The sequence below is a fragment of the Streptomyces sp. NBC_01013 genome, assembly GCF_045162765.1.
GTDB lineage: Bacteria > Actinomycetota > Actinomycetes > Streptomycetales > Streptomycetaceae > Streptomyces.
Map to the genome: position 1 here is coordinate 6,256,182 of NZ_CP108687.1, position 22,519 is coordinate 6,278,700.

Sequence of the window (22,519 nt, forward strand, 5' to 3'; positions counted from 1 at the left end):
CCCCGACGCCCGGCCGCCGCGAACCGCTCACCGGCCCCGACCGGCCAGGGCCAGTGTGCGGTGGGCCTGGGCCACCACCGCCGCGTCGACGAAACGTCCGTCCGGCAGGGCCAGTGCACCCGCCTGCACCCGGGCCGCCTCGACGATCTCCTGTGCTGCTTCGACCTCCTGCGCCGTCGGCCGGAACGCCCGCTCGATCACCGGAAGCTGCCGGGGGTGGATCGCCGCCCGCCCGAGGAAGCCCAGTGCCCGCCCATGGGCGCAGGAAGCCCACAGCCCGTCCAGGTCCCGGACGTCCGGGAACACCGACTGGGTGGGCGGGGCAAGCCCGGCCGCCCGGGCCGCGACCACCACCCGGCTGCGCGACCAGTCGAGCCCCGCATCGCTCCGTACCCCCAGATCCGCCCGCAGGTCCGCCTCCCCGAGTGCGACGGAACGCACCTGCGGATGGGCGGCGGCCACCGAGTACGCGTGCTCGATGCCGAGCGCCGACTCCAGCAGCGGACAGAGCGCGACGCCCGGGGCCAGCGCCGCGATGTGATGGACGGACGCCGCGTGCGTGATCTTCGGCAGCCGTAGCTCGGCGAGGCCCGGCAGCCCGGCCAGGGCCAGGACGTCCGCCTCCGTGTGGACCCGGACATGGACGGGGGCCGCCATGGGGGAGGCCGGTTCGCGCAGCAGCTCGGCGGTTGCCGAGCGTGCGTACTCCTTGCGGTCGGGGGCGACCGCGTCCTCCAGGTCGACGATCACCACGTCCGCCCCCGAGTCACGCGCCTTGCGCACCACGTCCGGCCGGTCGCCGGGGACGTACAACCAGGTCAGCGGGGTCTGCGTGGTCACAGGACACGCTCCGTCCGGAGCGCGGCGATCTCCGCGCCGCTCAGACCGAGCCCGGTGAGGATCTCGTCCGTGTCCGCCCCGTGCGGCCGCCCGGCCCAGCGGATCGATCCCGGCGTCCCGGACAGTCGGAAGAGGACGTTCTGCATCCGCAGCGGGCCCAGCTCCGGGTCGTCGACCTCCGTGATGGAGTCCAGGGCCCGGTACTGCGGGTCCTCCATCACGTCACGGATGTCATGGATGGGCGCGATGGCCGCCTCCGCCTTCTCGAACGCCGAGAGCACCTCGTCCCGGGTGCGCCGCGCGATCCAGTGGCCGACCGCCTCGTCGAGCTCGTCGCTGTGCTCGGCCCTCGTGGTGCCGGCGGCGAACCACGGCTCGTCGATCAGTTCCGCCCGGCCCACCAGACGCATCACTCGCTCCGCGACGGACTGCGCCGAGGTGGAGACGGCCACCCACTGCCCGTCCGAGGTGCGGTAGGTGTTGCGCGGCGCGTTGTTGCGCGAACGGTTGCCGGTGCGCGGCTGGACGTACCCCAGCTGGTCGTACCAGAGCGGCTGCGGACCGAGCACCGTCAGGATCGGCTCGATGATCGCCATGTCGACGACCTGGCCCACGCCCGTGCGGTCCCGGCCGGCCAGCGCCGCCATCACGGCGAACGACGTGGCGAGCGCCGCGATCGAGTCGGCGAGACCGAACGGCGGCAGCGTCGGAGGACCGTCCGGCTCCCCGGTGATCGCCGCGAAACCACTCATCGCCTCCGCCAGCGTGCCGAAGCCGGGCCGGTGCGCGTACGGGCCGGACTGACCGAAGCCCGTGACCCGGACCAGCACCAGCCGCGGGTTGACGGCATGCAGCTCCGCGGGTCCGAGCCCCCAACGCTCCAAGGTGCCCGGCCGGAAGTTCTCGATGATCACGTCGGTGTCGGCGGCGAGCCGCAGCAACAGGTCACGGCCGCCCGGGCAGGACAGGTCGAGCGTGAGATTGCGCTTGTTGCGGCCGAGCAGTTTCCACCACAGTCCGACCCCGTCCTTCGTCGGCCCGTGCCCCCGGGACGGATCGGGCCTGCTCGGATGCTCGACCTTGATCACCTCGGCACCGAAGTCGCCCAGCACGGTGGCGCAGAGAGGGCCGGCGAAGAGGGTGGCGAGATCGATGACCCGCAGCCCGGTCAGGGGTGGTGCTCCGGGCGCGCTCACGCGGCGTCGATTTCGCTGCGGTACGGCATCGAGATCGAGGCGCCGGCCTTCTGCACACACAGCGCGGCCGCCGACGAGGCCCAGGCGACGGCCTGCGGCACCGGCCGTCCCTCCCCGAGTGCCACCACGAGCGTGCCGACGAAGGTGTCCCCGGCGCCCGTGGTGTCGACGGCGGTCACCTCGGGCGCGGGGAAGTGAACGGTCTGACCTCCCCGTGCCGCGTACAGGCAGCCCTTCGAACCGAGCGTGATGACGACCGAGGGAACCTGGCTGAGCAGGATCTCGGCCGCCGCGTGCGGTTCGGCGTGCCCCGAAAGTTCGGCCGCCTCGTGCTCATTGGCGATCAGCAGGTCGACGCAGTCCAGGAGTTCGGCGGGCAGTGGCTGTACGGGGGACGGGGTCAGGACCGTCCTCACCCCCTGGGCGTGCCCCGCCCGGGCCCCTTCGATCACGGCGGACAGCGGCAGTTCCAGCTGGAGCAGCAGCAGATCGGCCTCGGCGATGGCGGCGATCTCGCCAGGGCCGAGCGCGGTGACGGTGCCGTTGGCGCCGGGGATGACGACGATGGCGTTGGAGCCCTTGCCGTCGACCACGATGTGCGCGGTGCCGCTCGGCCCTTCCGCGGTGTGCAGGAGATCGGTGTCGACCCCCGAGTGCTCCAGGTTCTCCCGCATCCGCAGGCCGTACTCGTCGTCGCCGACCGCGCCGATCATCATCACGTCACCGCCCGCGCGGGCGGCGGCGACGGCCTGGTTGGCGCCCTTGCCGCCGGGAATGGTGCGGAACTCCCGCCCGGTGACGGTCTCCCCGAGCCCCGGGGCCCGGTCGACGTAGGCCACAAGATCCATATTGGTGCTGCCGAGCACCGCGACTTTGGTCATGGGCGGAGTGCCTCCTCGTGGGTGAGCCGGTGGGTCAGGTCGGCGAGGGTGTCGAAGCCGACCGAGTCGAAACCGGGGACGGACGTGGCGAGCCGGTTCTTCAGCGGGGTGGTCCACCGGTCGGGCAGCGCGTCCGGCCGCCCGGCCAGCAGACCGGCGAGCGAACCGGCGGTCGCCCCGTTGGAGTCGGTGTCCCAGCCGCCGGACACCGCACGGCAGACAGAGCCGGTGAAGTCACCGCCGGCATGGGTGAGGGCGGCGGAGAGCAGAGCCGCGTTGGGCAGGACATGCACCCAGTGATACCTGCCGTACGCCGCGTGCAGCCGGTCGACGACCGTATCGAAACTCTTCTCCTCAGCAGCCGTGGCGATGCCGTCCCGCACGGCCTGCGCGAACCTGGAGCGCGGGGGCACCACGCGCAGACCGGCGGCGAGGCACCCGTGCACGTCGGCCTCGCCGCCGGCCGCCTCGGCGAGCGCGGCGGCGGTGAACATCGAGCCGTACACCCCGTTCCCGGTGTGGGTGAGGACGGCGTCGCGGTGGGCCTGTTCCGCCGCCGCGGCCGGGTCGCCGGGGTGCGTCCAGCCGTGCACGTCCGCGCGGATCTGCGCCCCGATCCACTCCCGGAAGGGATTGCGGTGGCGAGCGGTGTCCGGCGGTTCGAGACCGTCGAGCAGATTGCGGTACGCGACCCGCTCTGCGGTGAACGTCCGGCCCGCCGGGAGCTCCTCCAGCCAGAGCCTGGCCAGGTCGGCGGTGGTGAAGGACCTGCCGTACCGCTGAAGCAACAGCACTGTCAGCAGCGGATAGTTGAGGTCGTCGTCCTCGGGCATCCCGTCGATGTTCTCGGCCAGCGAGGTGGACTTGGAGCGCCGGTTCCAGGGATATGTGGCCGCCAGTGCCGGGGGCAGGCCGCGGCCGGTGAACCAGGTGCTCAGCGGCCAGTTTCCGGTGGCGCGGGCCAGGGCGCGGATGCCCTCCAGCGGCAGCTTCTCGACCGGCTTGCCGAGCAGACAGCCGGCGGCGCGCCCCAGCCAGGCCGCGTGCAGCCGCTCGCGGTCCACGGCGAACCGCTCCGTGCGGGGGTGCGGCCAGTGCGGACAGGCGTCCCGGATCTCGGCGAGGCCGGTTGGTTCGTCGTCGGCCAGCGGCGAGTCCAGCAGGGTGAGTTCGTCCAGCAGGTGCCCGGCGACCGCGCGCAGCCCGGGAGGGGCCGGGGGCACCGAGGCGCCTGCTCGGTCCGGGGCGGGCGACCCGCCGGCCTCGTACCACCGGCGCGCGATGTCCCGGACGTCCCGTCCGTCCTCGGCCGCCTGCCGCAGTTCGTGCCCCACCAGGTCCTCGGGCTGGACCCAGGTGGCCCGCACCGTGTCGGTCATGGCCGGTCCGCCAGCGTGGCGAAGGCGGCCTCGTGGGCGCGGCGGCGGGCCGTGTCGTGGGCGAACACCTCGCGGGCGACCTCGGCCAGGGTGCGGGCCGGGGCGTGCAGATCGAGCCGGCTGGCCTCGCCGACCGTGCGCACCCATTCGGCCGGGATCGCCCGCTCGCCGTGCAGGGCGCCCGCGACCGCGCCGCCCATCGTGGCGATCGAGTCGCAGTCCCGCCCGTAGTTGACCGAACCGAGCACGGTCCGACGGAAGTCGCCGTCCGCCACCAGCAGCATCCCGAGGGCGACCGGGAGCTCCTCGATGGCGTGCAGCCGGGATGGGCGGCGGGCGCCGAGCGAGGGGGCACGGTAGTCGGGGCCGACCGTGTCGAAGGGGGCGACGGCCTCCCGCAGCGGGACGAGCGCCGACTCGAAGTCCCGGTGGGCGACGGCCGTTTCGCACACTGCTTCGATCGCGGCCCGGGTGCCGTCCTTGGCCAGCGACAGACACGTCTCGACGACGCTCGCGGGCGTCGCCCCCGGAGCGCAGGCCGCGGCGACGGCGGCCGCGAAGACGCCGGCCGCCTCCCTGCCGTACGAGGACTGATGGGCGCCCGCGACATCCAGCGCCTCGGCGTACGCGGCCTGCGGATGGGCTGCGTTCACCAGGCCGACCGGCGCCATGTACATCGCCGCACCGCAGTTGACGATGTTTCCGCTGCCCGCCTCGCGCGGATCGACATGGCCGTAGTGCAGCCGGGCGACGATCCACTTCTCGGCGAGGAAGATCCGCTGCACAGGCAGCGCCTCCGCCTCCAGCTCCGGAATCCAGCGCGGGTTCGAGATCAGCTCCGGTACGAGGTGGTCGGCGACGGAGTACGCGTCGAGGTGGCCGCGGACCTTCCCGTACACACGGACCAGCGCATGGGTCATCAACGTGTCGTCGGTGACGTGCCCGTCGCCCTTGTGGTACGGCGCGATGGGGCGGGCGGTGCGCCAGTCGTCGCCGTCCCACGGGCCGACGACGCCGGTGATCCGCCCGCCGTGGCGGGCCACGATCTGCTCCGGGGGCCGGCCCTCGACCGGCCCGCCGAGCGCGTCGCCGACGGCTGCGCCGACGAGCGCGCCCGCGATCCGTTCATCGAGGGTGGGCTCCGCGGGCGTCGTGGGGGGTGCGGACCTCGTGGGCGCCGTCGGCGCGGTGGATGTCATGTCCGAATTGTCCACCCAGTGGCACCGGTTCCGTGTCTGCCAGCAGCCCGGCGAGTTCGATCAGATCCGTACCCGCCAAACGGGGCAGCGCACACCCGGCCAGGGTGCGGCATGCCTCGCGCCAGCCGTCGGGCACGGCGGTGATCGAGCCGAGTGCCCCGGTGAGCGCCCCGGCCAGCGCGGGTGCCGAGTCGGCGACACGGGAGAGACAGGCCGCCGCCGGCACGGCCTGCGCGATGTCGCCGCGGGCCGCGGTGGCCAGGGCCAGGGCGACGGGAACGGTCTCGGCCGCGGCGATCCCGTAGCTGTAGACGTGGTCGACGATCTGATGCTCCAGCACCGGTACGAGGGCGAACGCTCCGGCCCGCTCACCGGCGAAGTCCCGGGCGATGCGGACCGCGTGGGCCGCGTTGCGGGCGATCTCGGTGCCCTCGGGGAGCTGGGTGAGCGCGGCGTTCACCGCGGCGTCGACGTCCGCCCCGCCGAGCGCTTCGGCGATCGCGGCGGCCATCGCCCGTGCCCCGTGCACCCCGTCACCGTCCTGGGTGTAGCGCGCGTCGAACTCCGCGAGGTCGGCCGCGGCCCCGGGGTCGCCGGGGTGCACGACGGCCAGCACGGCGGCGCGCACGCACGCGGCGTCGTCGAAGTAGTGCGGGTTGTCATGACCGGTGGCGGGCGGGCGGAGGCCGGCGGCGAGGTTGCCGAGCCCGGCCCGCACCGAGATCCGGGCGCGCAGCGGCAGGACGGCGGACTCGACCTCGGGCGCCCGGGCGGCGGCGGCGGCCACCTCGGCGGCCAGCGCGTTCCAGGCGGTGTCCACGGCGGCCCGCATCCGCCGCCCGGGGGCCAGACCCTGCAGCGCACCCGCCGCCGAGGTGAGTACGGTCCCGGCGGCGAAGGCCGCCCATTCGGCGTCGTCGGACGGGCCTAGCCGCAAGGGCTCGGGCGGCTGATTGAGCGCGATGGGGACGGGCAGCGTGGTGGTCGCGTTCTGCTCGGCGAAGGTGTCGAGCTCACGGGTCAGGCGCCTGGTCCACTCCGGCATCCGGGCCGCCCGGTGCCGCGCCGCCGGCCATCCGGCGGCGTCCCCGGCAGCCAGGCCGAGCAGCAGGCCCTCGATGCGGGCCCGGCGCGGTGCTGCCGGCCGGGCGGCTCCCGGGCCGGCTCCGCTCCGTGCGGTCTCCCGCGGCCGCTCGTCGCCGCGCTGCTCACGGGCGGCGTCGGGACGCGTCGCGGTGTCCGGGTGGCCGGCGGCCTCCGGCCGCGCGGTGCGGGAGGTGTCCCTGGCCGTCGTCATCGCCCCACCACCGCTCCGGGGGCGGTGTCCTGGCGACCCTCGCGTCCGGGCGCACCGCCCCGGCCTCGCTCGCCCGCACCCCGCTCGTCCGTCTCGTCCGGGGTGAGCAGCTCCGCGATGTCCAGGACGTGGTAGCCGCGCATCGACGGGAGGCAGCTGCCACGGACCGGGCCGATCGCCTCCGCCCAGGGGCGCGGGATGGCGGACGCGCCGTGCAGCGCTCCGGCCAGGGCGCCCGCCACCGCGGCCGTCGTGTCGGCGTCGCGGCCCATGTTGACCGCCGTCAGCACCGCCGTACGGAAGTCACCGCGCGCCGCCGCGAACGCGCCGAAGGCCAGGCCCACCGCCTCCGGCGCCAGGTCCGTCCACGGGTACCCCCCGATGACGACGGCCGAGCGCACCGCCCGCTCCCGCGTGAGGCGGTCGGGATACGGGTGCTGCGCGGCCGTCACCGCCCGCCGCAGGGAGCGTGCCGTCCACGAGTCCATCGGTACGACGGAGAGCGCGGCGGCGATCACCGAGGTGACCCCGGCCCCCGTCATCGCGGCCGCCACCCCGGCGGCCACCGCCTGACCGCCGTAGATGCCCTCGCCGTCATGGCTGACCCGGCCGTCCACCGCGACCAGCCGTGCCGCCTCCGTGGGCCGGCCCGCCGCGAAGACACCGAAGGGCGCCGCCCGCATCGCCAGACCGTCGCTCCACGCATGCCGGTGCTGCGCGGAGATCGGGGCGGCCAGGCCCCGGCGCAGGTTCTCCAGCGTGCCCCGCTCGCTGAAGCCGGCGCCGCGGAACGGCCCCTCGTCCAGGTCGGCGATCCACAGGTGCCAGGCCCGCTCGACATGGGTGACGGTGAGTGCCGATCCGTGCCGGGCCAGCAGGAGTCCGGAGAAGATCGCGTACTCCGTGTCGTCCGTGCCCGCCGGGTCGTCGCTCACGAAGCCCTCGATCCGGCCCCAGCGGCGGCGGATCTCGGAGGGCCGCATGTTCTCCGCGGGTGCGCCCAGCGCGTCGCCCACCGCGAGGCCCAGCAGCGCACCCCTGGCCCGGTCGCCGAGGCCGCCGTGGGCGGGACCGGCCGGGCCCGGGGCCCCGCGTACCGCCGCCCGCGCGCCGTTCGTCCGTGGCCCTGCCGGATTTCCTGCGGTCAGCTCCATCGCGTCGACCCTTCGCTCGTACCGAGCCAGTTCTCGCCCCTGTGGGATCTGTGCCACGCGGAGCCGAGACAGAGGCCGATTATCACCACAAAAGGGCCACTCGGATGACGGCCTTCGGACAGCAAGGCAAGGCGTACCTACCTGGTTACGGAGGGTGGTAAGTACGGCCTGCCTTGCTGGCGGGAGCCATTTTTCGTGCGTACTTTCGATGATGTCGAGCGGGCGGAGCGCACGAAATCCGCTGCCGGAGAAGGGGAGAGCTGTGTCCATCATCGAGACCGACGCCGTACTGCACGAGGCGCACCGGGACAACCACACCCACCGTGATGTCAACGGCGGATGGCTGCGGCCGGCGGTGTTCGGTGCCATGGACGGGCTCGTCTCGAACCTCGCCCTGATGACCGGTGTCGCGGGCGGTGCGGTCTCGCACCGCACGATCGTGATCACGGGCCTGGCCGGTCTCGCCGCGGGCGCCTTCTCGATGGCGGCCGGCGAATACACCTCCGTCGCCTCGCAGCGCGAGCTCGTCGAGGCGGAACTCGACATCGAGCGGCGTGAGCTGCGCAAGCACCCCAAGGACGAGGAGCGGGAGCTCGCCTCACTCTACGAGTCGCGCGGGGTCGAGGCCGGACTGGCCCGTGAGGTCGCCCGTCAGCTGTCGCGCGACCCCGAGCAGGCCCTGGAGATCCACGCCCGCGAGGAGCTGGGCATCGACCCGGGCGATCTGCCGTCGCCCCTCGTCGCCGCCGTGTCCTCGTTCGGCGCGTTCGCGCTGGGCGCGCTGCTGCCCGTGCTGCCGTTCCTGCTCGGCGCGGACGCGATGTGGCCCGCCGTGCTGCTGGCCCTGGCCGGACTCTTCGGCTGCGGCGCGGTGGTGGCCCGGGTCACGGCCCGCAGCTGGTGGTTCAGCGGGCTGCGCCAGCTGGTGCTCGGCGGTGCTGCGGCCGCGATCACCTACGGCCTGGGCGCCCTCTTCGGCGTCGCCGTCGGAGGCTGAGCCTCCGCATCCGTCCGTAAGGCCTCGCTCACCTCCCGGTGCGCGAGGCCGTAACGTATCCGCCATACGTGTGACGTACGTCCTGATCACCGCCCCTGGGCGGATCGGGCGTACGCGCCGTAAAATGAGACTCTATGCAGGACTACACATAAGTAGTCGTTACCCGGCGGTTTCGTTTCCTTTGCCGCCGGGCATGAGCCGTAGACACCGCAGGCAACGACGCCTGCTCTCTGCGGTCTCCCGGGCGCCGATCCTCCGACTGCGACCCCCTCCACCGTCACGGCGGTGTCCGTATGTTGGAACAAGCTATCCGCTTTTTGAGAAGCGTCCCATCATGTAATCTGCACGAAATTTCGCAGAGGGCCAACGTCGTCCCTCGGCACTGCATATGCCACGACGACGACGGGAGAGCCGATGCGCACCGACGCCTGGTCGCCCATGGACGGTCGCCCCGCCCAGCAGGGGATGTACGACCCCCGCAACGAGCACGACGCCTGCGGTGTCGGATTCGTAGCCACTCTGACCGGTGTGGCCGGCCACGAGCTGGTCGAGCAGGCGCTGACCGTACTGCGCAACCTCGAACACCGCGGAGCCACCGGATCCGAGCCCGACTCCGGTGACGGCGCCGGAATCCTGCTCCAGGTCCCGGACGCCTTCCTCCGCGAAGAGGTCCCCTTCGAGCTTCCCGAAGCCGGTGCCTACGCCGTCGGCATCGCGTTCCTGCCCGCGGACGACTCCACCGAGGCCGTCCGCAACCTCGAGAAGATCGCCGCCGAAGAAGGCCTCAAGGTCCTCGGCTGGCGCGAGGTCCCGGTCACCCCCGGCATCCTCGGCAACGGCGCCCGCGCCACCATGCCCGAGTTCCGCCAGCTCTTCGTCGCGGACGGCGAGAGCACCGGCATCGTCCTCGACCGCAAGGCCTTCGTGCTGCGCAAGCGCGCCGAGCGCGAGACCGGGGTCTACTTCCCGTCGCTCTCCGCCCGCACGATCGTCTACAAGGGGATGCTCACCACCGGGCAGCTGGAGCCGTTCTTCCCGGACCTCTCCGACGGCCGTTTCGCCACCACGGTCGCGCTGGTCCACTCCCGCTTCTCCACCAACACCTTCCCGAGCTGGCCGCTCGCACACCCGTACCGTTTCGTCGCGCACAACGGCGAGATCAACACGGTCAAGGGCAACCGCAACTGGATGAAGGCCCGCGAGTCCCAGCTCGCCTCCAGCCTCTTCGGTGAAGCGCAGCTCGACCGGATCTTCCCCGTCTGCACCCCGGACGCCTCCGACTCGGCCTCCTTCGACGAGGTCCTGGAGCTCCTCCACCTCGGCGGCCGCTCGCTGCCGCACTCGGTCCTGATGATGGTCCCCGAGGCGTGGGAGAACCACGACTCCATGGACCCGGCCCGGCGCGCCTTCTACCAGTACCACTCCACGATGATGGAGCCCTGGGACGGCCCGGCCTGCGTCACCTTCACCGACGGCACCCAGGTCGGCGCGGTCCTCGACCGCAACGGTCTGCGCCCCGGCCGCTACTGGGTCACCGACGACGGCCTCGTCGTGCTCTCCTCCGAGGTCGGCGTCCTGGACATCGATCCCGCCAAGGTCGTCCGCAAGGGCCGCCTCCAGCCCGGCAAGATGTTCCTCGTCGACACCGCCGAGCACCGCATCATCGAGGACGACGAGATCAAGGCGTCCCTGGCCGCCGAGAACCCGTACGAGGAGTGGCTGGAAACCGGCGAGATCGAGCTCGAGGACCTCCCCGAGCGCGAGCACATCGTCCACACCCACGCCTCCGTCACCCGCCGCCAGCAGACCTTCGGCTACACCGAGGAAGAGCTCCGCGTCCTCCTCGCCCCGATGGCCCGCACCGCCGGCGAACCGCTGGGCTCCATGGGCACGGACTCTCCGATCGCCGCGCTCTCCGAGCGCCCCCGGCTGCTCTTCGACTACTTCACCCAGCTGTTCGCCCAGGTCACCAACCCGCCCCTGGACGCCATCCGCGAGGAGCTCGTCACCTCGCTGCGCTCCACGCTCGGCCCCCAGGGGAACATCCTGGAGCCGACCGCCGCAGCGTGCCGCGCAGTCACGCTGCCCTTCCCGGTGATCGACAACGACGAGCTGGCCAAGCTCATACACATCAACGCCGACGGCGACATGCCGGGCATGAAGGCCGCGACGCTTTCCGGCCTCTACCGGGTCAGCGGCGGCGGCGAGGCACTGGCCGCGCGGATCGAGCAGATCTGCACCGAGGTCGACGCCGCCATAGAGGACGGCGCCCGCCTGATCGTCCTGTCCGACCGGCACTCCGACGCCGAGCACGCGCCGATCCCCTCGCTGCTGCTCACCTCGGCCGTCCACCACCACCTCATCCGCACCAAGCAGCGCACCCAGGTGGGCCTGCTGGTCGAGGCCGGTGACGTCCGCGAGGTCCACCACGTCGCGCTGCTGATCGGCTACGGCGCCGCCGCGGTCAACCCGTACCTGGCCATGGAGTCCGTGGAGGACCTCGTCCGGGCCGGCACCTTCATCGAGGGCATCGACGCCGAACAGGCCATCCGCAACCTCATCTACGCGCTGGGCAAGGGCGTCCTGAAGGTCATGTCCAAGATGGGCATCTCCACCGTCGCCTCCTACCGCGGCGCCCAGGTCTTCGAGGCCGTCGGCCTCGACGAGGACTTCGTCGCGCAGTACTTCAACGGCACCGCCACCAAGATCGGCGGCGCCGGACTCGACGTCGTCGCCAAGGAGGTCGCCGCCCGGCACGCCAAGGGCTACCCCGCCTCCGGCATCTCCGCCTCGCACCGCGCGCTGGAGATCGGCGGCGAGTACCAGTGGCGCCGCGAGGGCGAGCCGCACCTGTTCGACCCGGAGACGGTCTTCCGCCTCCAGCACGCCACCCGCAACCGCCGGTACGACATCTTCAAGAAGTACACGGACCGGGTGAACGAGCAGTCCGAGCGCCTGATGACGCTCCGCGGCCTCTTCGGCTTCACCTCGGACCGCGAGGCCATCGACATCGACGAGGTCGAGTCCGTCTCCGACATCGTCAAGCGCTTCTCCACCGGCGCCATGTCGTACGGCTCGATCTCCCGCGAGGCGCACGAGACCCTCGCCATCGCCATGAACCAGCTGGGCGGCAAGTCCAACACCGGTGAGGGCGGCGAGGACGCCGACCGGCTCTACGACCCGGCCCGCCGCTCGTCCATCAAGCAGGTCGCCTCCGGCCGCTTCGGTGTCACCAGCGAGTACCTGGTCAACGCGGACGACATCCAGATCAAGATGGCGCAGGGCGCCAAGCCCGGCGAGGGCGGCCAGCTGCCCGGCCACAAGGTCTACCCGTGGGTCGCCAAGACCCGGCACTCCACCCCGGGTGTCGGTCTGATCTCCCCGCCGCCGCACCACGACATCTACTCCATCGAGGACCTGGCTCAGCTGATCCACGACCTCAAGAACGCCAACCCGGCGGCCCGCATCCACGTGAAGCTGGTCTCCGAGGTCGGTGTCGGCACGGTTGCCGCCGGTGTCTCCAAGGCCCACGCGGACGTCGTCCTCATCTCCGGCCACGACGGCGGAACGGGCGCCTCCCCGCTCACCTCCCTGAAGCACGCGGGCGGCCCCTGGGAGCTCGGCCTCGCCGAGACCCAGCAGACCCTGCTGCTCAACGGCCTGCGCGACCGCATCGTCGTGCAGACCGACGGCCAGCTCAAGACCGGCCGCGACGTCGTCATCGCCGCGCTGCTGGGCGCCGAGGAGTTCGGTTTCGCGACCGCGCCGCTCGTCGTCTCCGGCTGCGTCATGATGCGTGTCTGCCACCTCGACACCTGCCCGGTCGGCATCGCCACCCAGAACCCGGTCCTGCGCGACCGGTTCTCCGGCAAGGCCGAGTACATCGTCAACTTCTTCGAGTTCATCGCCCAGGAAGTCCGCGAGATCCTCGCCGAGCTCGGCTTCCGTACGATCGAAGAGGCAGTCGGCCACGCCGAGCTCCTGGACACCGACCGTGCGATCACGCACTGGAAGGCACAGGGCCTCGACCTCAAGCCGCTGTTCCACGTCCCGGAGCTGCCCGAGGGCGCCGTCCGCCACCGGATCAACGAGCAGGACCACGGTCTCGCCAAGGCCCTCGACAACGAGCTCATCAAGCTCGCCGCCGACGCCCTGAACGCCGACAGCGCCGAGTCCGCCCTGCCGGTCCGCGCGCAGATCGCGATCCGCAACATCAACCGGACCGTCGGCACGATGCTCGGTCACGAGGTCACGAAGAAGTTCGGCGGTGCGGGCCTGCCCGAGGACACCATCGACATCACCTTCACCGGCTCCGCGGGCCAGTCCTTCGGCGCCTTCCTCCCCAGCGGCGTGACGCTGCGCCTGGAGGGCGACGCCAACGACTACGTCGGCAAGGGCCTCTCCGGCGGCCGCGTCGTCGTCCGCCCGGACCGCGGCGCCGACCACCTCGCCGAGTACTCCACCATCGCGGGCAACACCATCGCCTACGGCGCCACCGGCGGCGAACTGTTCCTGCGCGGCCGCACCGGCGAGCGGTTCTGCGTCCGCAACTCCGGCGCCACGGTCGTCTCGGAGGGCGTGGGCGACCACGGCTGCGAGTACATGACCGGCGGACACGCCGTCGTCCTCGGCGAGACCGGACGCAACTTCGCGGCCGGCATGTCGGGCGGTGTCGCGTACGTCATCGACCTGAACCGCGACAACGTCAACGTCGGGAACCTCGGCGCGGTCGAGGAGCTCTCCGACACCGACGAGCAGTGGCTGCACGACGTCGTGCGCCGCCACCACGAGGAGACCGCCTCCACGGTCGCCGAGAAGCTCCTCGCCGAGTGGGACACCGCGGTGACCCGCTTCAGCAAGATCATCCCGTCCACCTACAAGGCAGTGCTCGCCGCCAAGGACGCCGCTGAGCTCGCCGGTCTCTCCGAGCAGGAGACCACCGAGAAGATGATGGAGGCGGCGACCAATGGCTGACCCCAAGGGCTTCCTGACCACCGGCCGCGAGGTCGCCAAGACCCGCCCCGTCGGTGAGCGCGTCAAGGACTGGAACGAGGTCTACGTTCCGGGCTCGCTGCTGCCGATCATCAGCAAGCAGGCCGGCCGCTGCATGGACTGCGGCATCCCGTTCTGCCACAACGGCTGTCCCCTCGGAAACCTCATCCCCGAGTGGAACGACTACGCCTACCGCGAGGACTGGACCGCCGCGTCCGAGCGTCTGCACGCCACGAACAACTTCCCGGAGTTCACCGGGCGGCTCTGCCCGGCCCCGTGCGAGTCGGCGTGTGTGCTCGGCATCAACCAGCCGGCCGTCACCATCAAGAACGTCGAAGTCTCCATCATCGACCAGGCGTGGGACCGCGGCGACGTCACCCCGCAGCCGCCCGAGCGCCTCTCCGGCAAGACCGTGGCCGTCATCGGCTCCGGCCCGGCCGGACTCGCCGCCGCCCAGCAGCTGACCCGGGCCGGCCACACGGTCGCCGTCTACGAGCGCGCGGACCGCATCGGGGGACTCCTCCGGTACGGCATCCCCGAGTTCAAGATGGAGAAGTCGCACATCAACCGCCGCATCGAGCAGATGCGCGCGGAGGGAACCAAGTTCCGCACCGAGGTCGAGGTCGGCAAGGACGTCGACGCCGCGAAGCTGCGGCGCCGCTACGACGCCGTCGTCATCGCCGCCGGCGCCACCGTCTCCCGCGATCTGCCCGTCCCGGGCCGTGAGCTGAACGGCGTGCACTTCGCGATGGAGTACCTGCCGCTCGCCAACAAGGTGCAGGAGGGCGACCTGACGGTCTCCCCGATCACCGCCGAGGGCAAGCACGTCGTCGTCATCGGCGGCGGCGACACGGGCGCCGACTGCGTCGGCACCGCCCACCGCCAGGGCGCGCTCTCCGTCACCCAGCTGGAGATCATGCCGCAGCCGGGCGAGGACCGGAACGCCAACCAGCCCTGGCCGACCTTCCCCATGCTCTACAAGGTCACCTCCGCGCACGAGGAGGGCGGCGAGCGCGTCTACTCCGTCTCGACGACCCACTTCGAGGGCGACGACGAGGGCAACGTCCAGGCCCTCCACCTCGTCGAGGTGGAGTTCAAGGACGGTAAGCTGGAGCAGAAGCCCGGCACCGAGCGGAAGATCCCCGCACAGCTGGTCACCCTCGCGATGGGCTTCACCGGCACGGACCAGGCCAACGGGCTGGTCCAGCAGTTCGGTCTGGAGCTCGACGCGCGGGGCAACGTGGCCCGTGACGACGACTACGCGACCAACGTCGACGGCGTGTTCGTCGCCGGAGACGCCGGCCGCGGCCAGTCCCTCATCGTGTGGGCCATCGCCGAGGGCCGCTCCGCGGCACGCGGCGTGGACCGCTTCCTGACCGGAGCCAGCGCACTGCCGGCCCCGATCCGCCCGACGGACCGTTCCCTGACGGTCTGACCACGGCACACAGACGTCCCGTACAACGGCGTACGGAACTGAACGCGGCGCCTGCCCGTCCCCGACCGGACGATTCGGCAGGCGCCGTGGCGCATCCCGGGGCAGATCGCCGAACGCGGTGACTCAGGTGACCAGAGCCAGCGCGCAGGTGGCGGCGGCCACCGCCGTCACCGACAGCACCAGACCGGTCAGCATGAAGCGCCGCACGGCGATCCGCGTCCCCTGCCAACGGCACCGCTCGAACCACAGCAGCGTCGCCAGCGACCCCCACGGTGTGACGACGGATCCCGCGTTGACCCCGATCAGCAGGGCCAGCAGCTGGTTGTGGTTGCCCGCCGGGATCACCGCCTCGCCCGCCACGTACGCCGGCAGGTTGTTCAACACGTTGGACAGCCCCGCGCCCACCCCGGCCGACCGCAGCATGCCCACGAAGCCGTTGTCCGAGCCGAGTGCGCGCACCAGCAGCTCATGCAGTCCGTGCGCGTTGACGGTCTCCACGACCAGGAACATCCCGGGGACCAGCACCAGCAGCCGCCACGGGACCAGCGACACCCGCAGCTCCTCCCGGCGGCGCACCGCGTAGGCCGTCACCACGACCAGCATCGCGACCAGCGAGGCGGACCACAGCGGGACGTCCACCAGCAGGATCGCCAGCAGGAAGCCGCCGCACGCCACCGAACAGATCCGCAGCAGCACCGGATCACCGGGCACCGGCACCGCGGGCGGGGTGTAGCGGTCGGCCCCGCGACGACCGCGGCGCCAGTAGAACACCCACAGACACAGGGCCGTCACCCCGATCGCGGCCAGCTGGGGCAGCCACATCACGGCGGCCAGACCGGCCGGGGACAGCGCCACCCGGTCCGCCGCCAGCAGATTGGTCAGATTCGACACCGGCAGCAGCAGACTCGCCGTGTTGGCCAGCCACACCGTCGTCATCGCCAACGGCAGGGCGGCGATGCCCACCCGGGTACCGAGCGCCAGCATCACCGGGGTCAACAGGACCGCGGTGGTGTCCAGATTCAAAGTGATCGTGGTCAGCGACGCGAACACCACGCACAGCCCGAAGAGCAGGGGATAGCGGCCTCTCCCCGCCCGCGCCACCCAGGCCGCCACCACATCGAACACCTGGGCCCGGCCCGCCAGCTCCGCCAGCACGATCACGGTGGCCAGGAACACCAGCAGCGGCCCGATGCGCCGCATCTGATCCGCCGCGGGATCCGCCGGCAGCAGCCCGGTCACCACCGCCGCGAGCCCCAGGACGAGCAGTCCGCCCGCCAGCCAGTCCAGTGGATGCAGTCGACGCATCAGGGAGACCGCACCGGAACGCACGGCTCCCGGCGCGGAGTGATCATTGGGCATGCGGTCATCGTGTCAGACCGGCCACCCGGCAGCCTCTCACCCCGTCAGCGCCGAGGTCTTCAGGACCACCAGCAGCACCAGCACGGCGAGCAGCACCACACACCCTGCCGCCTGGACCGGCGTACGCCGCTGCGCCGGGGCGTACGCGTAGACGACCGTGACCAACGCGCCGGTCAGCAGCCCGCCCAGATGAGCCTCCCACGAGGTGAATGCCGCCGAGATCACCATCCAGATCAGGAAGCCGGCCAGGAACCGGTTCACCGCCTGCATGTCCCGGCCCAGTCGTCGGTTGATCACGTAGAACGACGCCGCGAGACCGAAGACCGCACCCGAGGCGCCCACCGTGGAGTCGAGCGGCGCGATCAGATAGACCAGCACCGAACCGCCCAGCGCGGACAGCAGGTACAGCGCGAGATACCGGACCCGCCCCAACTGCTCCTCGACGACCCGGCCCAGATTCCACAGCGCGTACATGTTGAAGACGATGTGCAGGACCCCGAACGGCAGCGCGCCGAAGGAGGACTCGCCCGGCGGCAGGTGCAGGAAGGCCCCGGTCAGCAGGCGGTACCACTCACCGTCCAGCACGCCCGTCACGTCGAAGCCGGGAAGGCCCCCGTCCACGTAGAGGTACTGGCCGCCGTCCGGGCCGACCAGCCCGCCACCCAGCATGGCGAACCGGTCGACGACCCCCGGGCGGACCAGCTCGGCCAGGTAGGCCAGGACGTTGAGGCCCATCAGCACGTAGGTGACGACCGGCACCGCACTGCGGGGCACCGCACCGCCGAACACCGTCCGCGCCTGCCGTATCGAGCGCTGTCCCTCCTTCACGCAGTCCACGCAGTGATGGCCGACGGCTGCCTCGCGCATGCACGTGGGGCAGATGAAGCGCTCGCACCGGGTGCAGCTCACATAGGTCTCGTACGAGGGATGGCGGTAGCAGGTGGTGACGGCGGCCTCCATGGCCGGCTCCTTCATCGGTGTGTGGACACGAGGCCGGTGGGGCGGCGGCGATCAAGATAGCGAACCGTGGGTGCCGGTTTAGGCTCGGGGCCCCTCACCACCGACGATCGGAGCCCGCTGATGACCGCCGAGGCGTTCAGGATCCTGCGTGCGGCCGGCCGCACCCAGGTGGCATGGAAGAACGGCGCGGGCACCACCCGCGAGATCGCCGCGTCCCCCGCCGCCACCACGGAGGACTTCGACTGGCGGGTCAGCCTGGCGGCCGTGGCCGAGGACGGGCCGTTCTCCGTGTTCCCGGGCGTCGACCGCACCCTGACCGTGGTGGAGGGAGCCGGGATGGACCTGATGGTCGGCGGCGAGCACCACATCGTCGACGAGCCGTACTGGCCCCACGACTTCCCGGGCGACGTGGAGACCGACGGACGGCTGCTGGGGGGCCCGGTCGTGAATCTCAACGTGATGTACCGCCGGGACCGCACCCGGGCCGAGACGGCGGTGGTACGCGGCACCCTCCGGCTGATGGCTCCGGAGGGCGGGGCGGTGCTGGCCGTGGCGCTGGAGGACGGTGCCGTCATCGACGGCACGGACACCGGGCTCGGGTGCTACGACGCGGTGCTGCTGCGCGGCGCGGCGTCCTGCGTGCTGCGGACGCAGGGATACGCGGCGCTGGTCACGCTGTCGCGCTACGAGCCCGGCAGCCAGTAACGGTGCACCTGCGAGACGGCCGGGCGCCCGCCCGCGGCCGACAGGCCCTGCTTCTCGGCGACGGGCATCATCACCGCGCCGAACTTGTCCATGGCCTCCTCGGACTCCCAGAGGTCGTACACCTCGATGCCGGCGTCAGTGGGGACGCAGACGTGCGCCAGGCAGCCGGCGAACGTGTCGCCCGGCATGGACTGGAGTTCCGCGTTGAGCGCCTCGTACTGGTCCGTCGTCACACCCGGCAGCGACGCCTTCATGAAGATCGCCATCTGAACTCACCTCGGAGCGGGGAGTGGCCCTCCCCGCCGCCCGGACGGCGGCCTCCACCTCTTCCAGCACACCACGGAGGCGCCCGTACGGCATCCGTCCGGGTGGTCCGCGTGGTGTGCTCGGAGAAACCGGACAGAGGATGTCGGGATTCCCGGGTTCGATGGAGCGATGACCTCACATTCCTGGGCAGATTTCCGGTCGGCTGAGCCGGACTTCGCCGACACCGTGCGACAGCGCTTCGAGCAGTACAAGCACCACGTCCTGGCGACGGTCCGCAAGGACGGCTCCCCCCGGGTGACCGGACTCGAAGTGGAGTTCCGGCTGGACGAGCCGCTCCTCGGCATGATGCCGAACTCACGCAAGGCGCTGGACCTGCGCCGCGACCCCCGCTTCGCGGTGCAGGCCAATCCGGGCCCCGACGCCGAGATGGCCGACGGGGACGTACGGATCTCGGGACGCGCGGTGGAGGTGACCGACCCCGGCCTGCTGGCCCGCTTCATCGGCGAGGTGAAGCCGCCGGAACCCTTCCACCTCTTCCGGGTGGAGCTGACCGAGGTGGTACGCACCGGCCTCGAGGGTGGCGACACCCTGGTCATCCAGGTCTGGCGCCCCGGCCACCCGCTGCACACGGTCCGCAGGGGCAACGACGACGGCTCGGCGGCCGGCACGCCCTGACCGCTCCGGCCGGGCGGGTGGCGGCCCGTCGGCGGGCCGTGGGCGACGGGGCGTCCGCGGCCGCTCCCGCGGAGCGGAGAATGGGGGGGTGCCTACCAAGAAGAAGCCCCAGGGGACCCCCTCGCCCGAGCGCCGCGGCGAGTTGCTCGCCACCGCCGCCGAGGTGTTCGCGGCCCAGGGATACAACGCCACGACCGTCCGCAGGATCGCGGACGAGGCCGGCATGCTCGCGGGCAGCCTCTACTACCACTTCGATTCCAAGGAATCGATGCTCGACGAGATCCTCTCCACCTTCCTGGGCGAGCTCTGGGAGGGGTACGACGCCGTCCTCGACGCCCGGCTCGGCCCCCGCGAGACCATCGAGGCACTCGTGACCGAGTCCTTCCGCGAGATCGACCGGCACCGCGCCGCCGTCGCCATCTACCAGAAGGAGGCCCGGCACCTGGCGGCCCAGCCCCGGTTCCAGTACCTCGTCGACTCGCAGGAGAAGTTCGAGAAGGCCTGGCTCGGCACCCTGGAACGCGGCGTCGCCGGGGGGACGTTCCGCGCCGATCTGGACATCCGCCTCACCTACCGGTTCGTCCGCGACACCGTCTGGGTCGCCGCCTCCTGGTACCGGCCGGGCGGACAGCACAGCCCGGAGGAGATCGCCCGCCAGTACCTCTCGATGGTCCTGGACGGCATCGCCCTGCGTGGCTGAACCCGCCGGGGGACCGGTTCCAGCGATTTCGACACGGCTCCAGGCCGGACGCCCCAAGGGTTCGCCCGAAAATTCGCCGCTCGCGGCGCGGCGTGTCCCACCGCTGGTCGGCAGATCGTGCTACGGTGATCCGGTTGCAGTTTTGGTACCCATGAACTTTATGTGCGCCTGACGGGAATGCTTCCTCAGGCGCTTTAATGTTTTCCGGCTTTCTCCGGGTGGGGCTCAATGCGGCGACTTGGAATTCGTAAAGTGCGGATTTCCGGCACTGCACCTGTTTTAGGAGAATGACATGGCTACTGGAACCGTGAAGTGGTTCAACTCGGAAAAGGGCTTCGGCTTCATCGAGCAGGACGGCGGCGGCGCCGACGTCTTCGCCCACTACTCCAACATCGCCACCCAGGGCTTCCGTGAGCTCCAGGAGGGCCAGAAGGTCTCCTTCGACGTCACGCAGGGCCAGAAGGGCCCGCAGGCGGAGAACATCGTCCCGGCCTAATTGCCGGACGCGTACCTCGCAGCCGGGGCCCGCACCGTGAAGGTGCGGGTCCCGGCTTGTGCTGTCCCTGGGAAGTGACGCAAAGACCGGGCGCCGTTCGGCGCCCAGCACCGGGTGCGACGAAGCACCCCGGGTGTCCAGAGAGTTCCACGCGCCGCGCACAGCGGTTCATCCGCATGCCCATGCGGCCCCCGGAACCCTCCGCAGTCCCCAGCAGTCCCACGTAGTTCCCAGGAATCCCCCAGGAGGGCAATTCCGTATGACCCGCTCCGAACGTCAGGACCGTCCCGCCCGCAATCGCCCGTCGAGGGGGCGTGGCACGGCCCAGGCACAGGCAACCGCACAGGGTTCCGGCAAGGGATCCGGCAAGGCGTCACCCCGTCGCAGGGCCACGCCGCCGCAGGGTGAGTTCGCCCTGCCCGAAACCATGACCCCCGCACTGCCCGCCGTCGACGCGTTCGCCGAGCTGGACATGCCCGCCGCCCTGCTGAAAACCCTTGCCGCGCAGGGCGTCACCGACCCGTTCCCGATCCAGGGCGCCACCCTGCCGAACTCGCTCGCCGGCCGGGACATCCTCGGCCGCGGCCGCACCGGCTCCGGCAAGACCCTGGCCTTCGGCCTCGCGCTGCTGGCCCGCACCGCCGGACGCCGCTCCGAGCCGAAGGCGCCGCTGGCGCTCGTCCTCGTCCCGACCCGCGAGCTCGCCCAGCAGGTCACCGACGCGCTGACGCCGTACGCCACCGCCGTCAACCTGCGGATGGCCACCGTCGTCGGCGGCATGTCGATCAGCAAGCAGTCCGGCACCCTGCGCCGCGGCGCCGAGGTGGTCGTGGCCACGCCGGGCCGGCTCAAGGACCTCATCGAGCGCGGCGACTGCCGTCTGGACGAGGTCGCCATCACCGTCCTCGACGAGGCCGACCAGATGGCCGACATGGGCTTCATGCCGCAGGTCGTCGCCCTGCTCAAGCAGGTCGAGGAAGGCGGACAGCGCATGCTGTTCTCCGCGACCCTGGACAAGAACATCGACCGGCTGGTCAAGATGTTCCTGACCGACCCCGTCGTGCACTCGGTCGACCCCTCCGCCGGTGCCGTCACCACCATGGAGCACCACGTGCTCCACGTGCTCGACGAGACCGACAAGAAGGTCGTCGCCACGAAGATCGCCGCCCGCGAGGGCCGGGTGATCATGTTCGTCGACACCAAGCGTGCTGCCGACCGCTTCGCCAAGCGGCTGCTCGCCAGCGGTGTACGGGCTGCCGCTCTGCACGGCGGGCGTTCCCAGCCGCAGCGCAACCGGACCCTGGACCAGTTCAAGAACGGCCAGGTCACCGCCCTGGTCGCGACGAACGTGGCGGCCCGTGGCATCCACGTCGACGACCTCGATCTGGTCGTCAACGTGGACCCGCCCACCGACCACAAGGACTACCTGCACCGCGGCGGACGCACGGCACGCGCCGGGGAGTCCGGCAGCGTCGTCACGCTGGTGCTGCCCGAGGAGAAGCGGGAGATGACCCGGCTGATGCAGGACGCGGGCATCGCGCCCCGCACCACCCGGATCAAGTCCAGCGACGAGGAGCTCACCCGGATCACCGGGGCGCGCGAACCGTCCGGTGTCGCGATCGTGGTCGAGGTTCCGCAGCCCACCCAGCCGAAGCCGCGCACGCGGTCCGGCGGGGGCACGGGCACCGGCTCCGGCACGGGCGGCGGATTCCGCTCCGGCAGCCGGGGCCGGGGCCGACGCGGCGGCGCGGGTGGCGCGGCTGCTGCCGGAGGCAGCGGAGCGCAGGGCTCGGGCGCGTCCCGTGGCTCAGGGGCCGGGAGCTCCTCGCGCGGCTCCTCCGCCGGCACGGGCGGCGCCTCGCGCGGTACCGGTGGCGCGGGTCGCTCCGGCGGCTCCGGCCGGGGTGGCGCCCCGGCACGCGGTCGTCGCGCGGCCTGACTGAGACGGAGGGGCCCACGTCGTGCTCGGCACGACGTGGGCCCCTCC

Annotated in this window: 18 protein-coding genes; 8 read left to right on the top strand and 10 right to left on the bottom strand. The window is 71.8% G+C overall.

The window, feature by feature from the left end; all coding sequences use genetic code 11:
• Positions 1–27: 27 nt before the first annotated feature.
• Genes OG538_RS27260 through OG538_RS27290 form a run of 7 tightly spaced genes read right to left on the bottom strand, consistent with a single transcriptional unit; the run spans position 28 to position 7,946 of the window.
• Positions 28–840, bottom strand: coding sequence for an HpcH/HpaI aldolase/citrate lyase family protein (locus OG538_RS27260; protein WP_406097915.1), 813 nt, complete (start codon positions 838–840; stop codon positions 28–30).
• Entirely contained in the window at positions 837–2,036 is a 1,200-nt protein-coding gene (locus tag OG538_RS27265) for a CaiB/BaiF CoA transferase family protein (protein WP_406097917.1), read from the bottom strand. The genes OG538_RS27260 and OG538_RS27265 overlap by 4 nt, the downstream gene beginning before the upstream one ends.
• Positions 2,033–2,917 carry a ribokinase gene (gene rbsK, locus OG538_RS27270; RefSeq protein ID WP_406097919.1) on the bottom strand — a complete coding sequence of 295 codons (885 nt, stop codon included), beginning with the start codon at positions 2,915–2,917 and terminating at the stop codon, positions 2,033–2,035. Before rbsK ends, OG538_RS27265 begins: the two co-directional genes overlap by 4 nt.
• On the bottom strand, positions 2,914–4,296 hold the full coding sequence (locus OG538_RS27275; protein ID WP_406097921.1) for an ADP-ribosylglycohydrolase family protein: 1,383 nt from the start codon (positions 4,294–4,296) through the stop codon (positions 2,914–2,916). The genes rbsK and OG538_RS27275 overlap by 4 nt, the downstream gene beginning before the upstream one ends.
• Entirely contained in the window at positions 4,293–5,495 is a 1,203-nt protein-coding gene (locus OG538_RS27280; protein ID WP_406097923.1) for an ADP-ribosylglycohydrolase family protein, read from the bottom strand. Before OG538_RS27280 ends, OG538_RS27275 begins: the two co-directional genes overlap by 4 nt.
• Positions 5,422–6,792, bottom strand: a complete 1,371-nt coding sequence (locus OG538_RS27285; RefSeq protein WP_406097925.1) for an ADP-ribosylglycohydrolase family protein — start codon at positions 6,790–6,792, stop codon at positions 5,422–5,424. The genes OG538_RS27280 and OG538_RS27285 overlap by 74 nt, the downstream gene beginning before the upstream one ends.
• Positions 6,789–7,946: an ADP-ribosylglycohydrolase family protein gene (locus OG538_RS27290; RefSeq protein WP_406100328.1), complete on the bottom strand. Its 1,158-nt coding sequence runs from the start codon at positions 7,944–7,946 to the stop codon at positions 6,789–6,791. The genes OG538_RS27285 and OG538_RS27290 overlap by 4 nt, the downstream gene beginning before the upstream one ends.
• Positions 7,947–8,208: 262 nt before the next feature.
• Here OG538_RS27290 and OG538_RS27295 point away from each other — a divergent pair, with 262 nt between their 5' ends.
• From OG538_RS27295 to OG538_RS27305, 3 genes are all read left to right on the top strand, one after another.
• Positions 8,209–8,943, top strand: a complete 735-nt coding sequence (locus OG538_RS27295) for a VIT1/CCC1 transporter family protein (protein WP_406097926.1) — start codon at positions 8,209–8,211, stop codon at positions 8,941–8,943.
• 414 nt (positions 8,944–9,357) lie between these two features.
• On the top strand, positions 9,358–13,917 hold the full coding sequence (gene gltB / locus OG538_RS27300; RefSeq protein WP_406097928.1) for a glutamate synthase large subunit: 4,560 nt from the start codon (positions 9,358–9,360) through the stop codon (positions 13,915–13,917).
• Positions 13,910–15,370, top strand: coding sequence for a glutamate synthase subunit beta (locus OG538_RS27305; RefSeq protein ID WP_406097930.1), 1,461 nt, complete (start codon positions 13,910–13,912; stop codon positions 15,368–15,370). The genes gltB and OG538_RS27305 overlap by 8 nt, the downstream gene beginning before the upstream one ends.
• Positions 15,371–15,493: 123 nt before the next feature.
• On the opposite strand, the gene OG538_RS27310 is transcribed toward OG538_RS27305, so the two are convergent.
• Together OG538_RS27310 and OG538_RS27315 are read right to left on the bottom strand one after the other, a co-directional pair.
• The gene (locus OG538_RS27310) at positions 15,494–16,729 is read right to left on the bottom strand and encodes an SLC13 family permease (protein ID WP_406097932.1); all 1,236 of its coding nucleotides are present in this window, start codon (positions 16,727–16,729) and stop codon (positions 15,494–15,496) included.
• Between the two features lie 36 nt (positions 16,730–16,765).
• On the bottom strand, positions 16,766–17,689 hold the full coding sequence (locus tag OG538_RS27315; protein WP_406097934.1) for a rhomboid family intramembrane serine protease: 924 nt from the start codon (positions 17,687–17,689) through the stop codon (positions 16,766–16,768).
• 120 nt (positions 17,690–17,809) lie between these two features.
• Here OG538_RS27315 and OG538_RS27320 point away from each other — a divergent pair, with 120 nt between their 5' ends.
• Positions 17,810–18,394, top strand: a complete 585-nt coding sequence (locus tag OG538_RS27320; protein ID WP_406097936.1) for a HutD family protein — start codon at positions 17,810–17,812, stop codon at positions 18,392–18,394.
• On the opposite strand, the gene OG538_RS27325 is transcribed toward OG538_RS27320, so the two are convergent.
• A complete protein-coding gene (locus OG538_RS27325) occupies positions 18,373–18,660 on the bottom strand; it encodes a hypothetical protein (RefSeq protein WP_406097938.1) in 288 nt (95 codons plus the stop codon). The two genes, OG538_RS27320 and OG538_RS27325, sit on opposite strands and share 22 nt — an antisense overlap.
• 169 nt (positions 18,661–18,829) lie before the next feature.
• Between OG538_RS27325 and OG538_RS27330 the strand changes: the two genes are divergently transcribed.
• The 4 genes from OG538_RS27330 to OG538_RS27345 all read left to right on the top strand — a co-directional run bounded on the left by OG538_RS27330 (position 18,830) and on the right by OG538_RS27345 (position 22,471).
• Complete coding sequence (locus OG538_RS27330) at positions 18,830–19,336, top strand: pyridoxamine 5'-phosphate oxidase family protein (RefSeq protein WP_406097939.1); 507 nt, start codon at positions 18,830–18,832, stop codon at positions 19,334–19,336.
• Positions 19,337–19,424: 88 nt separating this feature from the next.
• Complete coding sequence (locus tag OG538_RS27335; RefSeq protein WP_406097941.1) at positions 19,425–20,036, top strand: TetR/AcrR family transcriptional regulator; 612 nt, start codon at positions 19,425–19,427, stop codon at positions 20,034–20,036.
• A 292-nt stretch (positions 20,037–20,328) separates the two neighbouring features.
• Entirely contained in the window at positions 20,329–20,532 is a 204-nt protein-coding gene (locus tag OG538_RS27340; RefSeq protein ID WP_015607926.1) for a cold-shock protein, read from the top strand.
• 259 nt (positions 20,533–20,791) lie between these two features.
• The gene (locus tag OG538_RS27345; RefSeq protein ID WP_406097943.1) at positions 20,792–22,471 is read left to right on the top strand and encodes a DEAD/DEAH box helicase; all 1,680 of its coding nucleotides are present in this window, start codon (positions 20,792–20,794) and stop codon (positions 22,469–22,471) included.
• Positions 22,472–22,519: the final 48 nt, after the last annotated feature.